This window comes from Thermofilum sp., from assembly GCF_038871435.1.
Taxonomy (GTDB): Archaea; Thermoproteota; Thermoprotei; order Thermofilales; family Thermofilaceae; genus Thermofilum; species Thermofilum adornatum.
In genome coordinates, this window is record NZ_JAVZIC010000005.1 from 113,299 (window position 1) to 139,080 (window position 25,782).

The following is a 25,782-nucleotide window of genomic DNA, read 5'->3' on the forward strand; positions in this document are numbered from 1 at the left end:
AAACCACCGAGAAAAATAAAAGAAAAAATATTTTTTATTTTTTGGCAACCTCGTCGATCCATTTCTGCATCATGTAGTTCATGTATTCTGCATGCCTAAAGTAGAATGGCCCATAATAGAACCAGGCTGTAAAGTTGCCATACGGGATGTTCACTGGCCACGCCGGGTTCTTCTTCACGTCCGCTGGAACGAGATCCCATGCTTTTGGAACAACCGGGAAGGTTCCCTCGTTAGCCGCGATATAAGCCTGGACATCATCTTCAAGCAAATAGTTGATGAAGAGAAGCGCAGCAGCCTTGTGAGGTGCATTGAAGGCAACTATTACCCCGTCCCATGGCTCTGGCATTCCAGGGTCTGGTATATACATTCCGACCCATTCAGGCTTCAGCCTGCCTTCGTTGATTTCAGCTAGCACGGTGTCTATCCACTGAGGCTCTAGCCATACTTCTCCTGCTTCAAAGAGCTGTACAGCTGCAACGTTGCCTTGCGGATAGTTTCCAGGCTGATACATGTATTTCTCTATCTCGTTTAGATAGTCCCAGAAGTTCATTCCACTCTTTCCGGGCGAATACATTATGTCGTGTGCTCTTTGCTCGCTGTACCCTGCAAATGAGAATTTGTCATAGCCGTACTGGCTGTAAAGCAGAGCCATAAGGAAGGTATGACCGCTTCCTCCCTTGTTAGGGTCACAGTAGGTAAACTTTCCTGGGTGCTTCTTTACCCAGTCAAGCAACTGGTCAAGGCTTTTTGGAACATCTGCGTTGGGCCACTGTCCGAGAATGTCTTTGCGGTATAGCATTACGACTTGCCACCATACTATTGGAATGTATCTTCCGTCAGTGGGATACATGTCTGTCCCGAACATATTGGCAAGCAAGGGGACTTTCTTTGCGTTTGGAAGAATTTCTCTGAGGTTAACATCCCAAAGAACGCCGTTTTCCTTAGCCATCTTGAATGGCAAGCTCCAAAGGAAGACCACGTCGTATTGTCCAACTGTTTTTCCAGCCTGCTTGTCAGCGATCAAGGCCTGAACAGTGCTGTACCAGTCACCTAAAACAACCTGACACTCAATACCGTATTTAGCCTGGAAGTTTTGACACACATGATTGAAAACGTCCTGTTCATGTGTGCCTCCAAATATGGCGAAGACAACTTTGCCCTCCTTTTTAGCCATTGCCTCTATGTCTGACCAGCTATACGTGTAGACTGTCTTCTCATTTATTCCCGTGGTCTGGGTTGTTGAAGAAGGTGTTGTAGTTGTCGTGGGGGTTGTGGGCTTAGGTGCAAGTAGCAAAGCGATGCCATATCCAATTATCAAGAATATTATGGCAACAGCTATGAGGGTCGCTAATTGTTTATTCTTATTTTCTTGCTTCGCCACAAGAATGTTATGCATATTCCTCCTTATAAATTTTTTGGGATTTATTTTATAAATCAAAAATTATGAATTAAAATGCATTTTAAAGTGATATAAAACATAAATAGTTAACATAAAAATTTTATATCAAAATATGAAGGAAATTTTCCCCATGCTAAAATAATTTTAGAAAATGTCCTTTAAATTCGCATATATTTTCAAGTATTTCTGATATAGTTCTTGATATACAAAAACTTCCTCCTTTTTTGGAAAGAAAATTTTTCTCATTGAAATATTTCCCATAAAGTCGCTCCACTTGTAGAGACCAGACATTACCTTTGCAACTATTGTGTCCCCTAACGGCTCAGAGGCCTCGCTGACGAAATATATCTTCTTGTTTAATACACTTGCCAATGTTTGGACAATTTCTGGCGTCTTTGTCATGCCTCCCGTGACTAGAGTAATGTTTGTCTTATATCCAAGTTTCTCTATTTCGTCCACGTTGTGTCGAATAGAGTATGCAACTGCCTCGACAGATGCTCTTATAGTGTCTTCCCTTGTTGTAGTGTTGGAGATCCCAAAGAAGATAGACCTGGCTCTCGGATCCATAATAGGGGTTCTTTCCCCCACTAAGTAAGGTAAAGCTACGAGTCCCCCAGCTCCAGGCTTGGTTCTCCTCAGCACTGATCCCAAGATGTGATATTTTCCTGTTAGATTCAACAAGTCTAGCATGAAGTCCACAAAGCTACCCGCGGAGGAAGTGGCGCCACAAACATAGTAAAGGTCTGGAACAGGGCTAAGGTCTATAAAGAGCTTTGAGCTTGGGATCGGCTTCTTCGTTGAATAGAATATTATACCCGTGGTTCCCAATATGATTGCCAAGATGTTTTCCCTCATGAGTCCCAGCGAAACTGCACCAGCAATGGCATCCACAGTTCCAGCATTTAACGTGATGTTGTTTCCGTTGTGGATTTTTCCAACAGCGTCGACCGTGTTGGCTAGCCCTGGAAGTTTATTTTCATCTAGACCCACGATGTCCAGAATCTCTCCTGAAAGTTTTTTTGTTCGGTAGTCAAGGAACCCCTCTTCTAGCATAACTGTTGAGTCTACTACTGTTTCCCCTGTGAGTCTATAGACAAGATACGAAGTTAAATCGAGAAGCTTCCACGCGTTTTCGAGCACTTTTGGTTTGTTTCTCTTGAGCCAGAGAATTTTTGGAAGCCATTGTTGCTGGTTTACAGGGTTGCCGTTGACTCTCAATATAAGATCTCCATATTCCCTCTTAAGGTCTTCTTGTTCTCTCCAAGTCCTCGCATCATTGTATAGGAGACCGTTCATCAGGGGCCTGCCATTTCTGTCCACTGGTATTAGAACGGGAGCCATAGCTGATAGGCCAAGGTATACATCGTAGCCTGAAAGACCCTTAAAGAGATCGTTAAACAGGCTTGAAAAAGAGGAAAAATACGCTTCAGGATCTACCTCTGCGTAGCCTGGCTCAGGCGTAGTTGGCTTCTCGGCCTGTACACTGTGCCTCCTGACGACTTGGCCGGTCTCGTCTACAATTATTCCCTTGATCACGGTTGTGCCAGCATCTATGCCGGCGAAAAGCGTCCTTGACATATTTACCTCGTCAAGATTATTTTTACAGAGTTCTCTTTGTCGTCCCAGGTTGCGACAGCCTTTTCAAATTCGTCTATATTGAACCTGTGAGAAATTATCTTTGAAAGCTCCCTTTGATACATTGAGACGAATTTCAGTGCCTTCGCGTATTCCACGTATAGGTAGCTAGAGCTCCCAACAAGTGAAACCTCGTCGTAGTGTACAATGTTGGGGTCTAAAGAAAAGCTTACAGAATTTGCCGGTACACCGGCAAAAATAACTACGCGTCCACCCTTCTTTACTAGTCTGAGGGACTCTTCCAGTGTTGTCTTATTAACAACTGTCAAAAACACTTTGTCGAAGCCGTCCGGGTTTTCTCTGAGTATATCCTCAATATTAGGATAGTTATTCCTATTGTAAAGCTTCTCTGCACCCAGCTCTTCTGCCAGCTTAAGCTTCTTGTCTACGAGACCCAAAACAGCTATGCTACCTGCTCCATAAATCTTGGCCAGAAGGACATGAAGGAGACCCATGGGCCCCTCGCCCACTATGGCTACAGAGTCTCCAGGAGAAACTTTTCCAGCATTCATCGAGTGCACAACACAGGCTACCGGCTCAGTCATACTGGCAACCTCTAGGCTCAGCCCATCGGGAACCTTGAATATAGCCTTTGGAACGCCCTCTCGGGGCACAAGCAAGTAGTCCGCATGTCCCCCGTCAATATTATAGCCAAAAGTCAGTGGTCTCTCGCATAAGTTTTCTCGCCCAGCCCTACAATACTTACACGTGCCACAGTAAATGTCAGCGGCGACGTTGACTCTCTCCCCGACCTCTATCCCTTTTACGCCCTCTCCCACTTCTTCAACTATTCCAGCCATTTCGTGGCCCAAGACGACGGGGTACCTTACAAGACGACCACCATGCCTAATAATCTTGATGTCTGAGGGGCAGAGACCAGAATACTCGATTTTGACAAGTACTTCGCCGAATCCTGGCTCAGGCCTTTCTCTCTTCTCAACTCTAAAATTATTTATGCCGTAAACCACGACAGACCTATTAACGCTCATAGTAGCTCACTCATGGCTTCATCCACAGAGGCCCCCCCTCTAACTATCCTCTTCATGGCCCTTATCATCTTTGAGGGGCTCTCTTGTTGCCACACATTTCTCCCAATACAGGTACCAACAGCACCAGCATCCATAACTGCCTTGACAAATTCGAGAACCTTCCTGGGAGAATCCATCTTTGGTCCTCCAGCCGCGATGACCGGAACGATTGAATATCTCACGAGGTCCCGGTACAAGCTGAAATCACTTGGGAAGCCAGACTTAACGATTGCAGCACCCTCTTCTCCAAGAGTCCTGACCCCTATCCTCAAATACTCGAAGGCATCCACCTTGGCATTTTCCCAAACAAGAACTTCGCCTATAACGGGCAGACCATAGTACTCGGCCTCCTCAACCAGCCTACTGAAGACCTCGTACATATCGTTTTCCTTGGGATGAGCCACATACACAGTATACGCTATCGCGTCTGCGTCGTACCTAACCGACTCTTCCACCGAAGACGTCAGTCTCTGGTCCCCCATGTCTCCAGACGTAAACGTGGCCCCACTAATCCTGTAGACAATGGCTAGCCTGCCAGCCACTAGGTCATAGGTTTTAGCCAGCGAGCCTCGACGTAGAAGAACACCATCTGCACCGCCATCGATAATTTCCTGCACTATACGCCTTGGTTCTTCCAATTCCCTAAAATAGCCCTCGATGGGATGATCAATAGGGACGATTATAGTTTTTCCTTCTTTCAAAATTTTCTTTAAACGTATCATTTTACCGATGGTCATTTGACGTCAACGTAAAATCGCACTCAAAGATACATAAGTATTATTCACTATAAAAATATATAAAAATTTAAAAAATAAAATAGCTTTTTATGCCATTGTGATATTATCTATCATGCAAATCGAAAATCAGATTATTTCTACGATTTCCCTAACAAAGAGTGTCTTCGACAGCACGGTGAGCTTGTTCAAGCCTCGATGTATTACAACTTTTCCACAGTCAACTATCCTTAGGATCTTCTCCTCGAACAGCTTTGTGTCCACAGAGGGGTCAAAGATAAGCTCGTCCACGCCTATAATGAAGAGGGGACCTTCTGCATTCTCGAGGTCTTCTCTCGAAAGCTCGAGCCGTCCTACGTGTCTGATAAATACGGGTCTCCTAGACTTTTCCAGTGCTACGAGGCGTCTGAGTATTCCGGGCGTGTCCTTTTTAAGTCCTATCAGCTGGGGACCGGCGTCTGCGAGGGCAATAAACGTTTTTAATGCCTGTGAGACAAGGTAGCCGACACTCACACCCATGTTTTTTGCAAGGCTGGAGATTTCCTCGTATGCATCGCTATCGACACCCCTAATCAGCACGTTCCTCTGCCTCTGGCTAGACATTCGACCCACCCATGATTCTCGAAATCTTGTCCCTTAGGGCATAAAGCCTGGCAAGCTTCTCCTCGTCGATGCTACTAGTCTGTTGTCCTTTTCTACCGATAAAGAAGGCTACACCCAGAACAACAGCTATAAGTGCTACAGGCCAAAGTGAAGCTATTCTTTTCTGAGGTGTTTCTAGTATAACATTTGAAACGTCTGGCTCGCTTCTCTTGATCTTTATAGAGGGCAAGGCAAAGTAATATGCTTCACCCATAAAATCTGTCCTGACGGAGACGCCCGGGGTCTCGCTCACTGCTATTTGTTTATAGAACGTCTCATTGAAGCTTTTGAACCCCTCGGGAAAATACTCTGCAGTCTCGATCTTGCTCATCTTTGCAATCATAGAGTCCAAGAGATCTGCCGCCCTAGCTAGGCCGTCTGCAAGCTGGTTGAGGTTGTAAGATGCCTCGCGGAGCATGTTAGCCATCAATATCAGCTTGTTGGCGGCTGTTGCCATGTTTTCTGCCGCAGCTGGGGACTGGTCTATAAGCCTGTCTAGGTCTCGGATTGTAGACCCATATTTTTCGAGCAAAGTCTCGATTTCGCCAATGCTTGAAAGTGAAGAGTCTATCATTTGTTTTATCTCTGTAAGGGTAACATTGCTATTAGTCAAGTTGAGTGTTTGAAGTATCACTTGTAGTTGTTCTTCGGTAACGGTAACGTTTTTAGAAACTCTTTCCAAGACAGCCCTGGTCCTGTTTATTAATGTAGATACGTTTCCAAGTTGCCCAGCAACATTGTTTCTCATCTCTTGTGTCATTTGGGCCAGAACCTTGAGCTGAGAAGAAGCCGTAAGTATAATGCTGGCCGCTGATTCGGCTTGGGAACCAGCCTCGCCTAGAAGCCTTGCCTGTTCCCTAAACCCCTTACTAAGATTGTAGAGAAGATCCCGAAGCTGTGTAGCGTTTTCCTGGAATGCCGACAAGTTTCCGAGACTGCTTCCTAGAAACTTCTTTGTGTACTCCTTATACTTCGAGATTAGCATCGACTGGACCCTAGGATCAAGAGTAATAGTGATTATTGGCGAAGGCACGAAAACCTCTCCCCATGGATTCTCGCCTCTAACCTCGAACACAACGCTTAGATAATAGGAGCCGTTCATTACAGAGCTCCACTGGAAGCTAACCTCGCTGCCCGACTCTCTCATGCTTTGGGGAGAATCTGAAAAAGCCACGGGATAAAGATACATGGGGTCTACACTCCAGCTGACTGAGACTGGCAACTGGAGATTACTGAACATGGGGTCTAGAGGCACTATTGTCAACGAATAGTTGATTGACCTTGCCTTGAGAGCTACACCAACGCAATAGCCACCGGAGCAGTTTAGTGTAACCTCTTTGCCGTCCGCCAAGATGTTAATGGAGATGTTAAACAGGTTCCTGACGGGGACACTATATTTCAAGGTATAGCCCTTGGTTACGTTTAGGTTTCTGAAGGACGTGGCCCTAAAGCCATCTACAAGCCGAGAACCATAAATGTCAACAGTTGACGATGCGTCTCCCTCGGAGCCATAGGCAACATAGTCCGTAAAATTCAGCACAGTATCGCTGTCGAAAACCAATGTGACAGTAGCTGTAGTATTGTACGTGCATCCAGGCAACACGTCCATTTCCCTAACAACCATCTTTTTGACTCCTACCACAGGCTGTCCAAAAACTTGCACGAGTATGAGTAGCGTAATGAGATACGATACCAGCAGTTGCCTCTTCATATCGCTCTTGTGTTTTTATTGTATATCATATATTTAAGTCTATCTCTTTTATTTGCTTAAAAATTCGTTCATTGTCGAAAAATCAAAAGCAATACAAAAAGAATAGCTATTTCTCGATAAATTTCTCAAGCCTCGCTATCCTGGCTTCTAGGGACTTCAGCTCTGCATCTAGGATTTCTGGGCTTATCTTCCCCTCCCTGGCAGCAGACTCAAGCGCGTCGAGCTTGATTTTTAGGAGCTCCAGCTGTAGCTTTTCAAGTTCTCCTTTCTTTGTCGAAGCTTTGACTTCTTTTACTTTATCTGCCAATGTTGTTGTCGGTGGCTGTTCAAAGATTTGTCCACCCCTAATATAGAATGTTCTCGAGGCCAGCTCAGCTATCTCTGGGTTGTGTGTAACTATAACTATTGTTTGTCCGAAGGCCTCGTTAAGCCACTTGACGAGGGAGAGCACCCTAGATGCAGAGTCCACGTCAAGGCTACCTGTAGGCTCGTCCATTAGAATGATGTCTGGGCTTGGTGCAAGTGCCCTTGCGATTGCTACCCTTTGCTGTTGGCCGCCGCTCAGCTGTCTCGGGAACTTTTCCTCGTGTCCTTTCAGGCCGACGATTTCAAGCATCTTTTGGGCTATTTCTCTAGCCTGTTTCCACGAATATATGCCCGTAAAGATTAGGGGCATCATTACGTTTTCTAGGGCTGTCAAGTTTCTAATCAGGTTGAATGACTGGAACACGAAGCCGATCTTTCTAGCCCTTATCTTTGTTAGCTCGTCCTCGCTTAGATTAGTTATGTCTACTCCGCCAACAATCACGTTTCCACGGGAAGGGTTCTCGAGGCCCCCAGCTATTGATAGAAGTGTGCTTTTACCGCTTCCAGAGGGACCCATAATGATTGCTAGTTCTCCCTGGCGGACAGTGAGATTAATGCCTTTGAGTACTGGTATCTCCTCTGTCGCGGTCTTGTAGATTTTCCATACGTCCCTCAAGACAAGCGCGTCTTCACTCACTCTTTAGCACCTCTACTGGTCTAATAGACGTGGCCCTCCACACGGGATAAATCGAGGACAGAACACTGAGTATGGAAGCCAGGGCAAAGCTCAGCAACAAGCTCTGGGGCTCAAGTATTAGTGGAGGATTTAGGAACCCATACGAGGCAACTATCTCTATTCCCACTTGTGCCCCCATGATGCCGAAAACTATTCCCAGCAAGCCTCCTGCAACCCCGTAGACAAGAGCCTCGAGCATAAAGATGAGTGCTATATCTCTCCTCGAAGAGCCGCCCGCATGCATGATAGCTATTTCCCTTTGATGCTCCCTGACGGTCGAGGTAATAGTGCTTGTAGTTCCAAAGACAGCCACAGCCAGACCCACCATTGTGGTGGAGAGGAGAAGCCCCTCGATCAATGACATCACCTTGAAAACTATGCCTATCACTTCTTCCCGAAGCATAACCCTCGACCCTGGGAACACGACTGATATGAGGCTCTTAACCTCGTTTGGGTCCACCCCGTCCTCAACCTTTACTACAGCCATGCTCACATAGCCTGGCCTACCTAGTAGGTTTTGAGCTTCACGGAGAGGCAGGATAAGGTAGCCACCCGCGGCTCCAATCTCCTCGATCTTCATTGTGACCTCTGCTATGCCAATTATCTCGTATTGCCTGAAGGATGTTCCATAGGGAGGCTTAACAGTGACCTTGTCCCCAACCTTAAGGCCCAGCTTCTTCGCTAGACCAATATCTGCGATGGCATAGGGCCCACTGAGACTGGTAAATGCCTGGCCGCTCTCAAACTTCGAGACAACGTTTCCAATATCCTCTGGGCGAACACCCAGCAAGAAGACTGCGTTACGCCCAACGTAGCCAGTTACCAGAATAGCTGGGGTAACATCCTTTACTCCTGGGAGACGCTTGATATCTGCCAACACGTCTTCAGAAACATCGTATAGCCCTTGCCCATAGACAACAACCTCGCCGGGCAAGACCTGTTGGACAATGTTCATTGCCGCCGTCCTGCTGCCGATACTAAGAATCCTCAGGCTGACAAAGGTAGCCACGCCGCTCGCTATGGCTAGTATGGTCAAAACAGCTATCAGCTTCTTGAACAATATGTCCCTCTCGACAAACTTCAACGCGAGCCGCCATATACTCATATTGGTCACTTTTCATTAATTGAAGCAGTTAAAAACATTTTAGAACATTTTTATCTGTCTTGCTTTCTCTAGCTATCACGTGTTTTAATCCACGAGATCTGGATAGTATTCTCTCAGTACTCTTTTCATGTCAACGCGTGATGTTGTTGTTAGGACTGCGCTAAGCGATATTTTGCAGAATTCTTCCCTGTCGTTAACATAGAGGTTTTTGGCTGTTAGGAACTTTTCCTTGAATTCTTTGTAGTCTCTTTCGTCTATCTCTGGTACTCTCGGATCCCTTCCGAAGTCTATCAGCTCTCTTATGTCTTCTCCGAAGAGCCAAGAGTTTACGCCGTCCTCGAGAAGCTCTACCACTGCGCCGTCCCGTGAAGCAATGGACGGGACGCCGTTTATCGCGGCTTTCATGAAGCTTGTGCCTGAGGCTTCCCATCCCTGGAAAGGTGTAAAGGCCAGGACGTCGCTCCCGGAGAGTATTGTTTTAGCGGTTTCTATTCCATAGTCGTGGAAGTAGACTACGTTGGGCTTCTTTTTCTCGAGCTCCTTGAATTTCTTTATGTACTGTATGCCTTCCTTGTCTTCTGGGTGTGACTTGCCGCCGAGGACGAATACTACGTCTCTGTTTTCTAGCTCTTCTATGAGCCTTATTGGGAAGTATGGTCTCTTGTACTTTGTGACTCTCCTCGCCCAGGCGAAGATAAATGTGTCTTCCGTGATGTTCATCGGCTTCCTTGAGCTAATAAGCTTTACAAGTTGGCTTCTTGCCTCCTTCCTTGCTGTCTTGAGGGAGGATAGGTCAAGCTCGCCACGGTAGAGTAGCTCTCTCAGCTTGGGGTTCATCCACCTCTCGACGTCTACTCCGTTTGTTATGAACCGTGCCTTGTAGAGGAGGTGTGGAATAACCTTGCGCATGATGTCAAAGTGCTTGGAGGAGACCATTATCACCTCGTTGGCCATCGCGGCACCTATGCTTGTCAGGACGACTGGGTTGTCGATAAAGTGGTATCCAAGCTCCTTTGCGAAGAAGCTCCTCGGGAAGCTTGGATGCCCCCAGGGGCCAGGCGTGTGGATTATGAGTCTGTACCTGCCAGGTATCTTGAGGACTATGGGTATTATTGCCGTGTATGCTTCCTGGAGGTCGATGTAGGCGATATTCTCGAGCCCTATGACTTCTTTTATGAAGGCAACGGCTCCCTTCGCGAGGAAAAGATACTTGTAGAACCTCTCTTCCTCGCTCTTCTCAATAAAAACCCTTTCTGCAAGGGGCTTGGCCCATTCGGGTGAATCAGGCTCCAGAAAGATTGCTTTAGCCGTCTTGTACCTGTACTCCCAGGCCTTGACTTTTACCTTCTCGCCTCTCAATGTTATTTCGAGTTCACCTGATAGGCTTAGAGACTTTAGGAATTCTTCTGGCTGTCTTTGTGGAGAAGGGATAGGATTTCCATTCTCGTCCCAGGAATAGTCGATGTAGCCGCTCCTGTATAGCAAGCTGATCACGTAGTAGTCGAGTCCCAGCCTGCCTGCAGTATAGAACTTGTCCCCTTCCAAGACTCCTAGGCCGCCAGCGAAGGTATAGCCGTGGTCGAGAGCTATTTCTGGAGTAATGCTCACGATAGTTTTAGGCTCGCTATCCATGTGTAATAGTAACGAAAGCCTACACTAAAAAACCTTTAGTGATTAAGAAATGTTACTAAGAGAACAATTTTCCCAATACAGCTCCATTAGAAGATATCAATGTTTAATAGATTCCTAAGAGCATAAAAAGCAACTGTACCATGAGGCCAGTATACATTTGCACCAAATGCGGAGCACCCACAGAAGAGACGACTCACTGCGGGACAAAAACCAGGCTACTGCTTAGCGCCGAGTCTCGAGAAAAACTCAGCCACCTCATGAGCTACCTTCTAAGGCACAACCCAGGCATAGTTGGCCTGAATATGGACAAAGAGGGATGGGTAGAAATCAGCGAACTCGTTGAGGCAATTAGAAACAGGTGGCCCAAGGGCAACTACTCCTGGGTCAGGCAGGGACACGTCCTAGCAGTGGCCCTCCTAGACCCAAAGGGTAGATACCAGGTCGAAGCAAACAAGGTCAGGACGATATATGGTCACAGCAGGGAGCTTGGCATAAACATACAATACGAAGTCGACAACGACTCTAAAGTGCTCTACCACGGTACAGCACTCAAAAACCTAGAAAAAATCATGAGAGAAGGCGTAAAGCCAATGAAAAGGAAATACGTACATCTCACCACAGACCCCAGAGATGCCTACGAGGCCGCAACTAGACACAGCACGAACACAGCAATACTCACAATAGACGCGGAATGCCTAAGGAAAAGCGGCTACAAGGTCTACATCGCAACACAGAGGATACGCCTCGCAAAATACGTCCCACCACAGTGCATAATCACAATCAACTATTTCTAAGCTACATAAGCAAGGCCTCCACAGGCTTAAGCCTCTTAGCAATAGGGTCAGGGGCAAGCCCCAACTGCTCCATAGTTACACTGCCAAGCAGATATACCTCATCCTCTCCAAAAACAACTGGGGTAGCGCTCGCCCTGTAACCCTCGACCTCTATTCCCACTTCTCCCAAAGACTTTTCAAGGATACGGTTATCTGCAAGCCTTAGCCGGGCTACTCGGAAGGGCTTCACGCCGAGAGACTTCAACAAGCTCTCTGGCAAAACAGTATATGTAGCCCCGGTATCTACTAGTAGCTCAAGTAACACTTTCTTCTCGGGAGCCGAAGGGTTCCAAACCCAGGCATTAACTTTGAAGACGCCCATAGATACCTCTCAAGATTCTATTCATTGATATCAATTAAAAAACTTGCCGAAGAGATTCCAAAAATCGTTCCTACATGAAATTTGAAAAAGTTCAGGGAAGTAATCAATGTAAGAGCTTTTAGAACTACTAGAGCGTTGCATATAGCGCTCTCTCTATATTTGAATCTATTTGTAGTTAGATCAGAATATTGCAAATAGTTTAGTTTTCCTAATAAAAAGCATCTCCTTATGATGCACAAGGTTTTTTGCATTTTGGTTATGCTTCAATTTAATGTGATCACAACGTGTAGTTTGAGTGAGCCTTTTAGAGAATGTTCATGTATTCTGCTTTAGGAAAACTTGTTATATCCTAAAACAAGATTACTTTTAGGTGAGATGTTTGAGTAGGCTTGTGAATGTAATAATCAAGGTTCCCATAGAGCTAAAGAAACGCATGAAAGAAGTAAACATCAACTGGAGTGAATATCTTAGAGGGGTTATAGAGGCCAAAGTTAGAGAAGAGCTAGCAAAGAAGGCATCTCGAAGACTAGAAGAAATTCAGAGCAGAGTTAAAGAGATACCTACGGAGGAGATAGTTAAATAAATAAGGAAGGATCGACAACGATTCTAAGAGCTGTAGTCGATGCCAGTGTTGTCGTAAAGTGGGGTTTCCTGGAAAACCGTGGAGAGAAGAAGCTAATCTCTTAAAATAGAAAATAGTTTTTGGAGAAGTAGAAGCATATGCACCTTCCCTTCTCTTATACGAAGTGTCCTCAGTGATGTATAAGGCTCTTTCAAGTGGCGTGATTAGTATCGATGACGCATGGGAAATTCTCAGTAGTCTAAAGGACATAGGAATTAGGTTGGCTAACTTCTATTGGGATGAGTTACCCAAACTCCTTGAATTAGCACAGCAAAGCAGGCTTACCGTATATGATTCATCCTACCTTCTGCTCGCGAAGAAAATAAATGCTATTCTTGTGACAGCTGACGAAGATTTAAAAAAAGAAAGGAGAAAAAATCGCACCAGTGATACTAATAAGGGATATATCGAATTACTTATAATCTCTTCCTCCGCTAATAAACATTGTATTGCTGGCCAAAGTATCATTTAAATCTATGTGCGCGTTCCTGAAAAATTTAAATATTCACCTTAGAGATTCCTCGCCTGTGAATATTGGCATGGATATTCCATACCTGGACAACCCCATAGTTGTTAGCCTTTATCTTGGACTGTTGGCTGCGGCGACAACTAGCCTCGGCGCTTTACCTGTCGCCTTTTCGAGGTCAACTACTTGGCGTCACTTGGACGTTGCTTTGGCTTTCTCGGCGGGAGTAATGCTTGTGTCTAGTTTTACCAGCCTGATCTTGCCAGCTATTGAAATCTCGAAGTCTTTCCTGATTGTTAGTCTCGGCATATTGGCGGGCGTAGTTGCTATTAGGCTCATTGACAGGTTTGTTCCCCATGAGCACCTATACGCTGGCTACGAAGGGCCAGCTATAGGCAAGAAGCTCTTGAAGAAGGTCTGGCTTCTAGCCTTGGCCGTAATTATACACAACTTGCCTGAGGGTCTAGCTATAGGTGTCTCGACTGCCTACTCAATACCAGTAGGAATAGCGACTGGTATAGCTATATCTATCCAGGACGTGCCAGAGGGTCTAGCAGTAGCTCTGCCCGCATCTGCAACTGGAGGAGTCAGAAAGGCAACAGTAATAGCTATTCTCAGCGGTCTCTCAGAAACACTCATGGCTGTGCTTGGGGCAGTCTTGTTCACCACTTTTTCGATTCTGCTCCCAATAGGGATGGGCTTTGCTGGTGGAGCGATGCTGTACGTGACAGTCAAGGAACTCGTCCCCGAGATATACCGCGAAGAGCACTCGGAGCTAAAGGTTACAGCGGGCTTCATCACGGGTTTTCTGCTGATGCTTTTTCTTGACTCAGCCTTCTAAATCGGCGAGTAACAATCTTTTTATTTTTTTGACACTAATCATGAAGCATGTCTAGTGACAGGTATAACGCTATATTTACAAATCCACAGGTAGAGTCCGAGATACGCGACTTCGAGGAATGGCTGAACAAGTACGGGGAACACCTCCTGGCATATGAGCCATCAAAGATTGTTGTTAGAACCGCATGGGTCGTAAGGATCGCGCTAGACGAGGCCTACAGGTCTTTTCCAGGCGAAGAAAAAGAGCTAAGAGAATACGTTGCCAGCTATATGAGGGAGAAGCTCCTCCAACACAACGTACCAGTAGAGGCGATTACACGGGGAGACATCCACGGGACAAGGCAAGACGTAGTCGAAGTGCTGAAAACTATATTTCCAAACCTTTCACAGACACAGAGGCCCAGTCTTCCAGTTATCCTCAGGGAGGAAGAGGAAAAGAAGACCCACAAGCCGATACCTGTCCCTCCAACACCCAGAAGAGAGCTCTATTTGTCCAAGTATATCTATGCCTGGATAGCCACACTCCTAATTTCTGCAATCCTCATCCTTCTCCTAACACGGATATAACTCTTCTCTACATTTTCAGTTAATTATTTAAGATACCCTTATATTGTGCGCGCCAACATAGAACTTAAGCTCTGCCGAAGGGGTAGTAGATTTTCTCACGATAAGCGAGAGATAAAAGTTGTTTAAAAACAATCAATACATATTCATTCCACCCTTAGAGATGCAGATAGTCTATAAGGAAGAAGTATTAAAATCTGAGAAAGACCTGGAAGACGTCTTCCACATAAGAGAAGTCTTCAAGGAAAAAATAGACGAGAAAAAACTCGAGGAATAGCGCGCGCTTTCTCTTATAAATCCTTATCATATGCTTGACCATTTTTAGCGAAACATTTCAGGTGTATAACAATGTTATCATAGCTTTTTATGATTTTCCTCTGAATCTCTCATGCTGGGAGCAATATCCCAGACCTGGATTTCTGTCATAACCATATATTTTTATTCTTCTCTTTATGGAAATCTCTCGAAGAGACGCTTATTCAACGATTTTTTGTAGATACCTTGTTGCCAGGAGAAGAACTATTGAGGAGAATACAAGTGTAACGAGAAGTCCATTGATAGCAGAAACTATGTCTCCGTAGATTAATGTGTCTCGGAGGCTCGAAATGATATATGTCATTGGGTTTACTTTGGCAAATGCCTGGAGTGGCGCCGGCATTATCTCTATCGGGTACAAAGCGTTGCTTGTGAAGAAGAGAGGCATAACTATTGCCTGTAATATTCCCATGAATCTCTCTCTTGTTTTCATGAAGACTGCAAGGATTATTGATAGAGAGGTGAAGCCAACTGATCCAATAAGCAGTGCGAGTGTAGCAAATGTTAGGCTTAATGGGTCGATTTTTAGTTTAGCACCAAATAGGAGAGCCACTGGTAGAACAATAAAGAGCTGTGTAACTGCCCGAACAGCCCCAGCGAGGGAGCGTCCCAAGACAATTATGAATCTGTCCACCGGCGATGATACAAGCTTCTTCAATATTCCGGACTCCCGCTCCCAAACAAGCATTATCCCGTAAGCAAGGGCTATAAAGCTTGAAGACTGTAGAACGACTCCTGGAGAAATAAACGTCAAATAGTCTACATTGGCTGTGGGGATGCTACGTAGCCTCTCCATTGTGGTGCCAAAAACAGTAAGCCATAGTATTGGCTGAACTGCCCTAGTGAAGACTTCGGTTGGGTCGTGCCATAGCCTTCTCAGCTCTAGCTCTACAAATGCAACTGTCTGCTCCCAATACGACTTAAGGCTCATGTCAACCGCCCGCCCTTATTGCTCTCCTTACTGCGCGGACTTCTCGCAGCCCACTAGCCTTCTCGGCCTCCTCGATGCTCATACCTGTCAGCTTTATGAAGACATCTTCGAGGGTCGGTCTACTTACAGTGGTCGATCTAACCTCTATGCCCGTCTTAGATAGTGTCTGGACAATTTTTGGAAGCATGACAGAAGAGTCAGGCGTTACAATTATAAGCTGATTGCTTTTGGCTGACAATACCTGAATACCATCAATGCTTGAGAGGATCTGTGAAGCTCTCTCAGATTCCCCCTCTATCCATACTTTTAGGGTTTCTCCGCCAAGCAACCTAACCAGTTCTTGTGGAGTACCCTCGGCTATGACCCTACCCTTGTTTAGAACTGTAACTTTTTCCGCGTACCTTTCAGCCTCGTCCATATAATGAGTATTGAAGAGAACCGTTACTCTGTACTCCTTCTGGTATTCGAGCAACTTTTCCCAAACAACCTCGCGCGCTCGAGGATCAAGCCCAATGGTTGGTTCATCTAGAAATATGACCTTTGGCTTGACCATCAGGGCGGCTGCTATCTCAAGTCTTCTAATCATTCCGCCCGAATAAGTCCTAACCAGTCTACCAGAAGCCTCCGAGAGGCCCATCAATTCGAGGGCATCGCTTATAATGCTGTAACGCTTGTCGCTTGGTATCCCATATATCTTGGAGTAAAAAAGCAGGTTTTCATACCCAGTAATATCAGTCCACACAGAGAACTCCTGTGGCACATAACTTATCAGCTTCCTAACAGCGCCGCTCTCACTCCTAACGTCGTAACCTAGAACACGGGCATGGCCAGACGTGGGCTGGATCTGTGTTGTCAATATCCTCATAAGGGTTGTTTTTCCGGCGCCATTTGGGCCAACAACCGCGTGTATTTCGCCTTCGTTTACCTCAAGAGAAACGCCATCCAAGGCTTTTAGACCACCAGAATACACTTTTATCAAGTTCTCGACATAAATAGCGTATTTTTCGTCCTTTCTTTCAGACACGAAACCCTTAAACCCTTCAATCTAATAAAGGTTTTTTATATAGCTCTACAAAAATATCTACAGACCTAGCATTTACTGAAGCTATGAGCGTGCTGTAAGAGAAAAATACCTTCAAAAACATGGAAAAGGAAAGGACAAATGGGATGTTTTTATAATGAAAGAAAAAATTGTTTATTTCTAGAGCCTTATTCTTCTATTACAACGATTGGCTTACAAAGGTCTGGCAGGTCTTTCCTTCTCATTAACTCAAAAGCCTCTGGAATAGCGTCGAATCCCTTTAATCTATGAGAGATCATCTTAGAGGGATCCACACGGCCATATTTAATTAAAGCAAGAAGTCTCTCCATGCGCAGTCTTCCACCAGGACATAAACCGCCTCTTATTGTTTTGTGCGCCATACCTACTCCCCACTCAATCCTAGGAATCGGCAAGTAGTCGCCCGCTCCAAAGTAATTCACATTACCAATTGTTCCTCCCGGTTTAACAACCTTAACTGCATCAGCAATTACTGAAGAATCGCCGCCAGCAATGATAGCACTGTCTACTCCTTCGCCATTAGTAAGTTCAAGAATCTTTTGGACAGGATTTTCTCGCTTATAATTGACTATATCTGTGGCTCCATAATATCTTGCCAGCTCTATGAGACGTGGTCTACTTCCAACGGCAATGATTCTTGCGGCTCCAAGTAGCTTGGCGCCTGCTATTGCCATTAACCCTACAGGACCTATCCCGAAAACAGCCACTGTGCCTCCTAGGGGAATATCTGCCAGCTCTGCTCCATGGAACCCGGTGGTCATCATGTCGGTTGCGAAAACTGCCTGTTCTAGAGATACTCCCTCAGGTATCTTTGCCAAGTTCATGTCGGCGTCATTTACATGGAAGTATTCCGCGAAAACTCCATCTTTGCCGCCACTCTTAAGCGGATTACTAAACTTCCAACCTGCCAGCATCCCTCCCGAATGCTGGTGGTAGCCCCTTTGAACATCAAGCGTTCTCCAGTCAGGTGTTATTGCGGGAACAGCCACACGATCCCCAGGCTTAAAGTCTCTTACTTTTTCTCCTACTTTCACGACTTCTCCAACGGCTTCATGGCCTAGTATTCTTGGAAAATCGCACAATTCCCGAGGAAATGCACCCTCATAGACCGTATGAATATCTGAAGTGCATGGAGCTACAACCAAGGGTCTCACCAATGCATCGTATGGTCCCAAAGTGGGTACAGGTTTTTCAACCCAGCCAGTTTTCCCTAAATCTAACATTGCAAAGCCTTTCATTTTTTCTTTCATGGTCATCGGGTAAACATATGTCCAAACTTATTTATATTCATTTTTTAACATGTATTTTTATTCTATATCAACAAAAAATCTTTTAAAGATTGTGCGCAAAATTTTAATGGAAAAAGAACTGGGTTAAAGGATGCAAGAACTCTTTTTCCATCCCTAGAGAGAATTAAAAAAACTTTACTGAAAAAAAGATGCAAAGTCCCAATATACACTAACTTGTTCGCCCCTATTAGGAACTGTGCATAGTATTTCAAACAGTGTTTTACTCTGGGATTGATTTGGAAGAAAATGTAGACAAGGAGATCTTCACATCCATGAGTTCTCTGTAGATGTGAATTTAACTATTGGCAAAATTTATTTGGCCTTTTGGCGAAAAAATAGTGATTATATGAGTGTACTCCCTACGTATGAATGGATAGAAAAAAAGGCCAGTGAAAGCAAGTTTCTCAGCGACCCACACGTGAAAAGGCTCTTTGAACTCTCACAGGACAAAACTCTCTTCGAAAAGTCTCCAGACTACCTCGCTAAGCTTAGACGTGATTTGCTTAGGAGCTCTCTAGACTTCTTTGCTAGGAACAGCGAATTCTATCAGAGGATGTTTGACTCCCTAGGAATCGACCCCAAAGCCGCAGAAGTCGAAGACTTGGCGAAGCTGGCTGTCCCATCGGACTTATTGAGGGGAAACGGTATAGAGAAGTTCTACATCCCCAACAAGGACGAGGGAGGATATGTCTTCAGGTCTAGCGGTACAACTGGTAAGGATCCAGTAAGGGTCTACAGGAGCCCAATCGAACTTTTAATGATGACTATGGCTAATGCCAATCTATTCGAGTATGTATATGGGCATTTCCTTGAACCAGGCAAGGGTCTAGCCTTGTTTCTAGCCGCAGAGGAGCTAAAAAACCACTTGAACTTTGTAGCCTTTGTAGACCTTGCCTTGCAGTACAAGAAGATCCCCCTCCTTTACGGGATGGATCTCTTGCCTGAGTCCTCTGGCGGGCCACTATGGAAGAGGCTTGTTCCCAACAAGCAAAGGATACTAGAATTTATAAAAAGCAAAAAAGAGCCAAAGCTCTTCTTCTCTGCGCCTGCCGGAGTCCACCTGTTGTCAGAGCAATTTGGTAATCTTGGCTTTCTAAAGAGGATAGCCTACAAGCTTGTTGCAGGTGCGCCACCAATTAACCTGGGAAGGGGCGGAGTCATAGTTACAGGCGGCGGTTCAAAGGGCTTCAACATTCCCGAATACGGAGTCATAGTTGAAAAAGCTAGAAAGGTTTTCAGGGCCGAGGACCCCGACACGGGCCAGGAAGTTCCAGTTCCATTCATGGATGTTCTAGGGATGACTGAGACCCTCACGGCTCATCTAGACAACTACGGCGTAATGAACAAGATTCCTCATCCACTACAGGAGGTTTTCCTGTTGGACCCCAAGACCTACAAGCCGATAAACGATTACAACGTCGACGGCATCCTCGGAATCTTCGACCCCATGGCTATAACATGGCTGGAGGTATTTATTCCTGGAGACATTATGAGGCAGGTCCCTTCAGATAGGTACTATGGAAGAGAGTTCATCTATGTCAGGAGACTAACTGAGGATGAGGGATGGAGCCTTCAGAGGGCTTGCGGCGGGACACTGGAAGAGCTCATGGTTAAGGGTGGAAAAATAAATGCAGAGTGAAGTTTTTCCGCTTCATCCTTTGATCCAAAATGAAGCTGTTGAGGAAATCAATCTAAACGGGAATAAAATTTACGAGCCCAGGACAGACTGGCTCTTATCTTTCCTAAAAGAAGCACGAGGACTACAGCAGGAACTTTCAAGTACGCCCCTATCGAAAAGGCTCGGCGTCCTTGAGCACCTGAGGGAGATATGGCTTGAGAAACTTGAACATGGAAGGCTTGACACGTTGAAAAGGGAGCTTGCAAAGTCAACTGGTTACAGCGAGACACTGATAGGTCTAGAGCTAGAATTTGTAGGAGAAGTCCTAAGCCAGGACAACCTAAGGAGACTACTAAATGTTAGCTTAGTCGGAGGCTCCAGAAGCCTAGAGGAACCCGTAGAACTAGCCCCAGGAGAATATGTCAGAAACCTTCCGGCAGGCCCAGTACTCATAATAGGCTCCGGCAACTCTGTAGTCCCACCTCTGATACCTGGAACAATCTCCCTAGCTACAGGCAACTTCACAATCCTCAGGCCTTCTCTAACAAACTTCAAAGCCGTGCGCGAAGTTTTCCAACCACTCCAAGATATCCCATCGGACGAGCCAGTGAGGCGAGCCCTTCTCGTCGCCTACTTTACACATGAAAGCAGGAACCTGAAGACCCTCTTGGAAAAAGCGCCGCTAGGCGTAGTCAACTATTGGGGTGGCGAGCCGGGCAGAACCGTGATAGTTAGGACTATTTCCTCAAATCCCAACAGGCCGAGGCTCGTTGTAAATGGTCCAATGACGGGCTTCTCGATAATCGATGCGGAAAAAGCAACAGACGAGACAGCCGAGAAACTTGCCCTAGAAATGGTTCTCTACGACCAGCAACTATGTAGTTCACCAACTCAGGCGGCGTTCATTGGTACAAGGCAGGAGCTACAATTCTTTGCAGAAAAACTAGCCTCCTCGCTGGACCGTATAGGCAGGGAGTACCCCATAAAAATGGAAAGCCTCCCATACCAACTCTTCGTGTTACGGAGAAGCCTTGAACTAGCGGGAGCAAAAGTCATCGCAAGTCAGGACCCCAGCAATCCTTGGACCATAGTCTTGTCCGAGGAGAAGAGCCTTCTAACCACCTTGCCGCGCGGCTCTCTGCTACCCCTATATGCCAGGAGGAGATTCCTCGAAATAATAAGGGTTTCATCAATAAAGGAAGCTTTAAGCCTCGTATCCGAGCTTCCATCAAATCCCGCATATGAGGGGGTCGACAGGGTGCAGACCCTTTCCATAGCTGTCTCAATAGAAAAACTGCAAGAAATTATGCAGAACATCTATAGGACAGGCGTCTACAGGGTTGTCCCACTCGGAGAAAGCTACCTGAGAACCCCAAGCGAGCCATACGACGGGACTTTTATACCTTCGGCCTTCACCTATACAAGTTATATCAGGGTGAGGGACCAGTGAAGATACTAGTCACAGGGTCTACAGGCTTCCTTGGAGGACACCTCGTCGAGGAGCTCGTGGCAAAGGGATACAGCGTTAGAGCACTTGTACGCAGGACAAGCAACACGGCGCTCCTCAGAGAACTAGGAGTCGAAATGATAGAGGGCGACATAACGAAGCCTGAAACCCTCGGACCAGCAACACGTGGCGTAGACGTAGTCGTGCATCTAGCTGCCTACTACACATTTTTTGGCAAGAAAGAGCTATACGAGCTTGTAAACGTTAAGGGGACAAGGTGGCTCGCAGAAGCCTCCCTAAAAAACAATGTAGACCGCTTCATATACTGTAGTAGCACAGAGGCAATAGGGCCAGTGAAAAACCCGCCGGCAGACGAAACTACTCCACTAAACCCGCAGTTCGAATACGGGCGATCCAAGGCAAAGGCTGAAGCAGAGGTAAAGGCCTTGGCAGAGAAAGGGCTAAAATACACGATTATTAGACCTTCGGGGATATATGGCCCACGAAACGTTGACGACGTGTCGTACTGGTTTATCACGAGCTACGCCAGCAGGGGGCTTGCCAGCCTCGTGAAGATAGGGACAGGAGAAACACTTATCCAGTTCGCACATGTGAAGGACGTTGTCCAAGGCTTCATGCTTGCACTGGAAAAAGACGTCGCTGTCAACCAGACATATATAATCACCGAGGACAAGTGGTACACGTACAACCAGGTATACGAGATACTCTATGAATTAACAGGGATAAAGCCACCCAAGATAAGTGTACCACCTCTACTAGCGAAGATCCTTTTGGCACCCCTAGAAGCCTATGACCGTCTAACTGGAGAGGGAAACCTGATGCACAGGACGGCGCTTGTAGACTCCGTAACCACGAACAGGGCCTACAGCATACAAAAAGCCAGAAAGGAACTAGGCTACCAGCCAAGATACGACCTCAAGACTGGGCTCCGTGAAACAATCCAATGGTACAAACAAAACAACTATATCAAATAGTAAGAAAAACGAGTAAATAACTAAAGAGCCAAATAATAAGCCAAATCTCGTGGAATATACGATTTATTAAATTTGGTAGAAATAACTGAGCTAAGAAAATTTTTAAGCTAAGATTTCTTATAATTCTTAGGATTAGTTACGGAGCATAGCAAAGTAAGTAATAAGTATCTTACAAGTGATCCAGCAGGCATCAGGAAAGTTTTAGGATTAGAGGTCGGGGACATTCTAGTATGGAGGGTGGAAAATGGTAAAGTAATCATAGAGGTAATTAAGAACCCTGCAAAAGCTTTGCGCGCTAAGTACGAGGATCCCCTTCTTACTTATGACGTTGTAGAGGAAAAGGCCGACGAAGTCATCATGAGGGAGGCTGGAAAATGATTGTGGAGGTAGACTCACTGATTGCCTATGTTAACAAGAATGATAATTATCGCTAAGTTGTTAGCAAATTCTTTGAAAAGGTAGCTACAGGAAAATACAAAAATGTAAGAGTTGCCTCCTCGGCTTATTTAGAATATTCCTTGCTCCTTAGGTAAAGGGGATACGGCGAGCGTGATATTAGGGAAGACCTATTCTACTTTTGGAACTCTCCAAACTTGAGAGAAGCGCCTCCAACGCTTGAAGTACAAATTAGGGCTTCAGTGCTAAGAGAGAAGCATGACCTTTCATTTTTTTGACTCGTTGCACGCTGCTACTGCCTTGCTCATTGACGGAATTATAGTCTCGCTTGACGGGGCTTACAAGTCAGTTCAGGGTCTACATGCTCTTAGGCACGACGAAGTTTGAGGATATTCTTTCCATTATGTTATTATTAAAGGTGCGATTACTACTAAAAGTAAAGGGAGTTGCGAGAAACTTATGGCTTGATTTCTCTTTCCAAGAATTCTTCCGTTGACTGTATAAGTTCCTCCACGTTAAGGATTATCGCGCCGTATTTTTCTAGACCCGTGTATCTCTCTGGGTCCCCAGTTACAAGAACCATTTTTCTCTGCAGGGCTATGACTACGTTAGCTACGTCTTCAAAAGTGGCAGGTATAGAGTAGTGAGCAAGCTCTCCCATCAGCATTGCGATTTTTTCAATGAGTGCATCGTCGAGGGTGTCAATCACGGTGTATATTTTCCGCATGACCTGCATTATACTTGTGGAGGGCGGTGTTTTTCTCGTATAGTATATAGACGCTGCGAACTCTACCAGCGAGAAAATTGTAACGTGAACATTGAATCTAGAAACAATTATGGGTATAAAGTCCCTATACTTTGAGCTGTGAAGTACAGCCAGAGCTGACGCATCAAGCAACAGGTCGGATTGTTCGAGGAGCTCTTCACTGTTTGTCAATGTTTGGCGCCCTCATTTTTCTCATGCTTTTAAGTATGGAGACGGCTTCTTGCGGCTCAAGATCCAGGCTCAATGTGTCTACGGCTTCTTTTATTTCAGTGACGTGCCATCGCTCAACCAGGATGTTTATAACGTCGTTGTAGGACTGCAGTCCAAGCTTGTCTTTAAGTGCCCTTAGCTTTTTCCAGGTAGCCTCGTCTACCGCTATGGTTTTGGTCATATATTTTCACTGCTATGTTTATGGAAGGATATGAGGGCTGATAAATGGTTATCTCTAAGGGAGTTCCCGGAGATTATCTCCTGCATAAGGCTTACTGACTTCCGCGGCCTCCGCTCCTTTGTAAGCAAGTCAACCTCGTAGAGACCGAAGCGCTGTCTAAATCCGTGGGGCCACTCATAGTTGTCTGTTAGGGCCCAGTGTAGATACCCCCTAACTGGGATGCCGCTTTCGATTGCCTCATGCAAGATGTAAAGGTGGTTTACGATTGACTTTGACCGAAGTATGTCCCTAGCGTCTGATACCCCATGCTCTGTGACATATATCTTGCTGGCGTATTTGTAGCCTATCTTTAGGGCATCTAGAAGACCTTCTGGATACATTTCCCACCCCATACCGTCACATGGTCTTCCAATCTTTGAGAAGCCGAATGGGACGCATGCATACCCGTAGCCTGCTACTCCGTCAAAGTCTAGGACTGGTCGACCGGGGAACCTCCCCTTCTGTTCTCTGACAACTATCCTTGTATAGTAGTTTACACCTAGCCAGTCAAGCTTGTTGCCTAGAACATTTGCCTTAACAATGGTTTTCTCGTCTAGTTCTAGGTCTACTTGTCCCTTTGTAATAGCGTCCAAAATATAGGTATTATGGAAATAGTTGTAGTGCTCAACAGCCCTATCGTTGCCTGCCGTGTCTGCAGGATAAGCTGGGATAATGTTGTGGATAATGCCCACCTCCGCGGGGGAAGAAGAGTCCGCATCAGCCTTGGCAGTGTCAAACCTCTTTATTTGTTCGTAGGCAAGTGCATGTGCAAGGGCAATATTAGCCATGGCTCTTGGTACAACGTCTGGTCTCATCACGCCTGGCGGAAAACCTGTATAGGGCCCAATAAGGCCGAGCTCTACTGGCACCATTGGCTCATTCATTGTCGACCACATGTCCACAAGGTCTCCGATTTTCCAGGCAATGTATGCAGCGTATTTTGCAAATTCTATCGGGAAGCTTTCCTCTACGAGCCCCCTTCTGTCGTTGTTGAGGTTTGTCTCCCTGGCCTTGATTGGGTCGTGTAGCCAGAATGGCAGAGTGAAGTGGAACAAGTTTACAATTACTTTGAAGCCTCTCGACCTGAGGTCCTGTATTATTGCACGGTACATTGCAACGGCGTCCCTGTTGGCTATCTTGTCAAGCTTCGCTAGAGTCTCTTTATCTATCTTTACATCCTGAACGAGACCGTTCCCGTCGTAGGATACATCCGTCTCAATAAATGTTGTCGGATAGGGGAAAATACGGCTCCACTCTATACCCAGCCTATAAATATTCATTCCAAGGTTTTTCGCGTATTCGTGGTCGTGCCTGTAAAACTCGATATAGTTTATACCTTCCTCGGGCAAATCGCCACTAACAAGTTTGCTCGTTATGTTTTTGGGGTCTCGTACCCAGTGCCACCAGTCAGTGTTTACATCGATGTATCTCCTGTACGGGTCGCCCATCTCGAACTGGAATCCCGACTGAGAGACGCCCCATTTAAAGTTCTCAGGGAATTCCTTTCTAACCATTTTAGTCAATTTAGGTTTTTCTGTGGATGCTTATAAACTTAACCCCTAGCTATAAATCAACTAATAATTATAAAAATACTCAGTCTATACTTTTAAATACGTTCCAAGGGAACTTTTACCTTAAAAATAAAAGGCGTAAAATTTATAAAGAGCCATGCTAATTATAACATGCCTAAAAAATACAACCGTGATAAACATGAACAAAGGGAAAATATCCCTGGCAATAGCCATACTCCTGATAGCAATCATTGTCGCTGTACCCGTCTTAGCGCAACCGCCAAACATCCCAAGAGAACAGACGCTAATAACTGGTGGAGCATGACAGACCTCGGCAAGTGGCCCGTCATTGCCGAAAACAAGGATCCCACAAAGCTTCTGGGAAGCGGAATGTACAAGGTGCTATACACAGGTGACGACTACTTCATACTGGAAAGAGTCGACAACTG

General features: G+C 45.6%; 26 protein-coding genes. 10 read left to right on the forward strand and 16 right to left on the reverse strand.

Annotated elements, in window-relative coordinates; translation table 11 throughout:
- Positions 1-34 precede the first annotated feature (34 nt).
- The 9 genes from QXT17_RS07300 to QXT17_RS07340 form a co-directional block, all read right to left on the reverse strand.
- Positions 35-1,381 (reverse strand): extracellular solute-binding protein, encoded by a 1,347-nt coding sequence (locus tag QXT17_RS07300; RefSeq protein ID WP_187147030.1) that lies wholly within the window; start codon positions 1,379-1,381, stop codon positions 35-37.
- 162 nt (positions 1,382-1,543) lie between these two features.
- Positions 1,544-2,977 carry an FGGY-family carbohydrate kinase gene (locus QXT17_RS07305; RefSeq protein WP_020961790.1) on the reverse strand — a complete coding sequence of 478 codons (1,434 nt, stop codon included), beginning with the start codon at positions 2,975-2,977 and terminating at the stop codon, positions 1,544-1,546.
- A gap of 2 nt (positions 2,978-2,979) precedes the next feature.
- Positions 2,980-4,023 carry an alcohol dehydrogenase catalytic domain-containing protein gene (locus QXT17_RS07310; RefSeq protein ID WP_020961789.1) on the reverse strand — a complete coding sequence of 348 codons (1,044 nt, stop codon included), beginning with the start codon at positions 4,021-4,023 and terminating at the stop codon, positions 2,980-2,982.
- Entirely contained in the window at positions 4,020-4,799 is a 780-nt protein-coding gene (locus QXT17_RS07315; RefSeq protein WP_148681926.1) for a class I fructose-bisphosphate aldolase, read from the reverse strand. The genes QXT17_RS07310 and QXT17_RS07315 overlap by 4 nt, the downstream gene beginning before the upstream one ends.
- A gap of 126 nt (positions 4,800-4,925) precedes the next feature.
- Positions 4,926-5,399 carry a hypothetical protein gene (locus QXT17_RS07320; RefSeq protein ID WP_020961787.1) on the reverse strand — a complete coding sequence of 158 codons (474 nt, stop codon included), beginning with the start codon at positions 5,397-5,399 and terminating at the stop codon, positions 4,926-4,928.
- Positions 5,392-7,149, reverse strand: coding sequence for a hypothetical protein (locus tag QXT17_RS07325; RefSeq protein ID WP_342814484.1), 1,758 nt, complete (start codon positions 7,147-7,149; stop codon positions 5,392-5,394). The genes QXT17_RS07320 and QXT17_RS07325 overlap by 8 nt, the downstream gene beginning before the upstream one ends.
- A 106-nt stretch (positions 7,150-7,255) precedes the next feature.
- Positions 7,256-8,152, reverse strand: a complete 897-nt coding sequence (locus QXT17_RS07330) for an ABC transporter ATP-binding protein (protein ID WP_020961785.1) — start codon at positions 8,150-8,152, stop codon at positions 7,256-7,258.
- A complete protein-coding gene (locus tag QXT17_RS07335) occupies positions 8,145-9,296 on the reverse strand; it encodes an FtsX-like permease family protein (protein WP_342814483.1) in 1,152 nt (383 codons plus the stop codon). Before QXT17_RS07335 ends, QXT17_RS07330 begins: the two co-directional genes overlap by 8 nt.
- Before the next feature lie 84 nt (positions 9,297-9,380).
- The gene (locus QXT17_RS07340; protein ID WP_020961783.1) at positions 9,381-10,928 is read right to left on the reverse strand and encodes a glycogen/starch/alpha-glucan phosphorylase; all 1,548 of its coding nucleotides are present in this window, start codon (positions 10,926-10,928) and stop codon (positions 9,381-9,383) included.
- A 140-nt stretch (positions 10,929-11,068) separates the two neighbouring features.
- Between QXT17_RS07340 and QXT17_RS07345 the strand changes: the two genes are divergently transcribed.
- The gene (locus tag QXT17_RS07345) at positions 11,069-11,722 is read left to right on the forward strand and encodes an RNA 2'-phosphotransferase (RefSeq protein WP_020961782.1); all 654 of its coding nucleotides are present in this window, start codon (positions 11,069-11,071) and stop codon (positions 11,720-11,722) included.
- Position 11,723: 1 nt separating this feature from the next.
- Here the strand turns inward: QXT17_RS07345 and QXT17_RS07350 are convergent, their stop codons facing one another.
- A complete protein-coding gene (locus QXT17_RS07350) occupies positions 11,724-12,083 on the reverse strand; it encodes an aspartyl protease family protein (RefSeq protein ID WP_020961781.1) in 360 nt (119 codons plus the stop codon).
- Positions 12,084-12,462: 379 nt separating this feature from the next.
- On the opposite strand from QXT17_RS07350, the gene QXT17_RS07355 reads away from it, so the two are divergent.
- The 4 genes from QXT17_RS07355 to QXT17_RS07370 all read left to right on the forward strand — a co-directional run bounded on the left by QXT17_RS07355 (position 12,463) and on the right by QXT17_RS07370 (position 14,578).
- Complete coding sequence (locus QXT17_RS07355) at positions 12,463-12,666, forward strand: hypothetical protein (protein WP_020961780.1); 204 nt, start codon at positions 12,463-12,465, stop codon at positions 12,664-12,666.
- A 112-nt stretch (positions 12,667-12,778) separates the two neighbouring features.
- Complete coding sequence (locus QXT17_RS07360; RefSeq protein ID WP_269076310.1) at positions 12,779-13,177, forward strand: type II toxin-antitoxin system VapC family toxin; 399 nt, start codon at positions 12,779-12,781, stop codon at positions 13,175-13,177.
- 55 nt (positions 13,178-13,232) lie between these two features.
- Complete coding sequence (locus tag QXT17_RS07365) at positions 13,233-14,012, forward strand: ZIP family metal transporter (RefSeq protein ID WP_020961778.1); 780 nt, start codon at positions 13,233-13,235, stop codon at positions 14,010-14,012.
- Between the two features lie 47 nt (positions 14,013-14,059).
- Positions 14,060-14,578, forward strand: coding sequence for a hypothetical protein (locus QXT17_RS07370; protein WP_020961777.1), 519 nt, complete (start codon positions 14,060-14,062; stop codon positions 14,576-14,578).
- Between the two features lie 472 nt (positions 14,579-15,050).
- On the opposite strand, the gene QXT17_RS07375 is transcribed toward QXT17_RS07370, so the two are convergent.
- The 3 genes from QXT17_RS07375 to QXT17_RS07385 form a co-directional block, all read right to left on the reverse strand.
- Entirely contained in the window at positions 15,051-15,821 is a 771-nt protein-coding gene (locus QXT17_RS07375; protein WP_020961775.1) for an ABC transporter permease, read from the reverse strand.
- Between the two features lies 1 nt (position 15,822).
- Positions 15,823-16,845, reverse strand: a complete 1,023-nt coding sequence (locus tag QXT17_RS07380; RefSeq protein WP_020961774.1) for an ATP-binding cassette domain-containing protein — start codon at positions 16,843-16,845, stop codon at positions 15,823-15,825.
- Positions 16,846-17,030: 185 nt separating this feature from the next.
- A complete protein-coding gene (locus QXT17_RS07385; RefSeq protein WP_052885599.1) occupies positions 17,031-18,119 on the reverse strand; it encodes an NAD(P)-dependent alcohol dehydrogenase in 1,089 nt (362 codons plus the stop codon).
- 397 nt (positions 18,120-18,516) lie between these two features.
- Between QXT17_RS07385 and QXT17_RS07390 the strand changes: the two genes are divergently transcribed.
- The 4 genes from QXT17_RS07390 (at position 18,517) to QXT17_RS07405 (ending at position 22,608) form a co-directional block, all read left to right on the forward strand.
- Positions 18,517-19,809, forward strand: coding sequence for a hypothetical protein (locus QXT17_RS07390; protein WP_020961772.1), 1,293 nt, complete (start codon positions 18,517-18,519; stop codon positions 19,807-19,809).
- Complete coding sequence (locus tag QXT17_RS07395) at positions 19,799-21,238, forward strand: acyl-CoA reductase (RefSeq protein WP_148681924.1); 1,440 nt, start codon at positions 19,799-19,801, stop codon at positions 21,236-21,238. Before QXT17_RS07390 ends, QXT17_RS07395 begins: the two co-directional genes overlap by 11 nt.
- Entirely contained in the window at positions 21,235-22,230 is a 996-nt protein-coding gene (locus tag QXT17_RS07400) for an NAD(P)-dependent oxidoreductase (RefSeq protein ID WP_020961770.1), read from the forward strand. Before QXT17_RS07395 ends, QXT17_RS07400 begins: the two co-directional genes overlap by 4 nt.
- A gap of 189 nt (positions 22,231-22,419) precedes the next feature.
- The gene (locus tag QXT17_RS07405) at positions 22,420-22,608 is read left to right on the forward strand and encodes a hypothetical protein (protein WP_338064848.1); all 189 of its coding nucleotides are present in this window, start codon (positions 22,420-22,422) and stop codon (positions 22,606-22,608) included.
- 475 nt (positions 22,609-23,083) lie between these two features.
- On the opposite strand, the gene QXT17_RS07410 is transcribed toward QXT17_RS07405, so the two are convergent.
- From QXT17_RS07410 to bgaS, 3 genes are read right to left on the reverse strand one after another with little or no spacing between them, the layout of a single operon-like run.
- On the reverse strand, positions 23,084-23,563 hold the full coding sequence (locus tag QXT17_RS07410) for a hypothetical protein (protein ID WP_342814482.1): 480 nt from the start codon (positions 23,561-23,563) through the stop codon (positions 23,084-23,086).
- On the reverse strand, positions 23,550-23,783 hold the full coding sequence (locus tag QXT17_RS07415) for a hypothetical protein (protein ID WP_020961767.1): 234 nt from the start codon (positions 23,781-23,783) through the stop codon (positions 23,550-23,552). Before QXT17_RS07415 ends, QXT17_RS07410 begins: the two co-directional genes overlap by 14 nt.
- Positions 23,780-25,336 carry a beta-galactosidase BgaS gene (gene bgaS, locus QXT17_RS07420; protein WP_342814481.1) on the reverse strand — a complete coding sequence of 519 codons (1,557 nt, stop codon included), beginning with the start codon at positions 25,334-25,336 and terminating at the stop codon, positions 23,780-23,782. The genes QXT17_RS07415 and bgaS overlap by 4 nt, the downstream gene beginning before the upstream one ends.
- 196 nt (positions 25,337-25,532) lie before the next feature.
- On the opposite strand from bgaS, the gene QXT17_RS07425 reads away from it, so the two are divergent.
- Entirely contained in the window at positions 25,533-25,658 is a 126-nt protein-coding gene (locus QXT17_RS07425) for a hypothetical protein (protein WP_342814480.1), read from the forward strand.
- Positions 25,659-25,782: the final 124 nt, after the last annotated feature.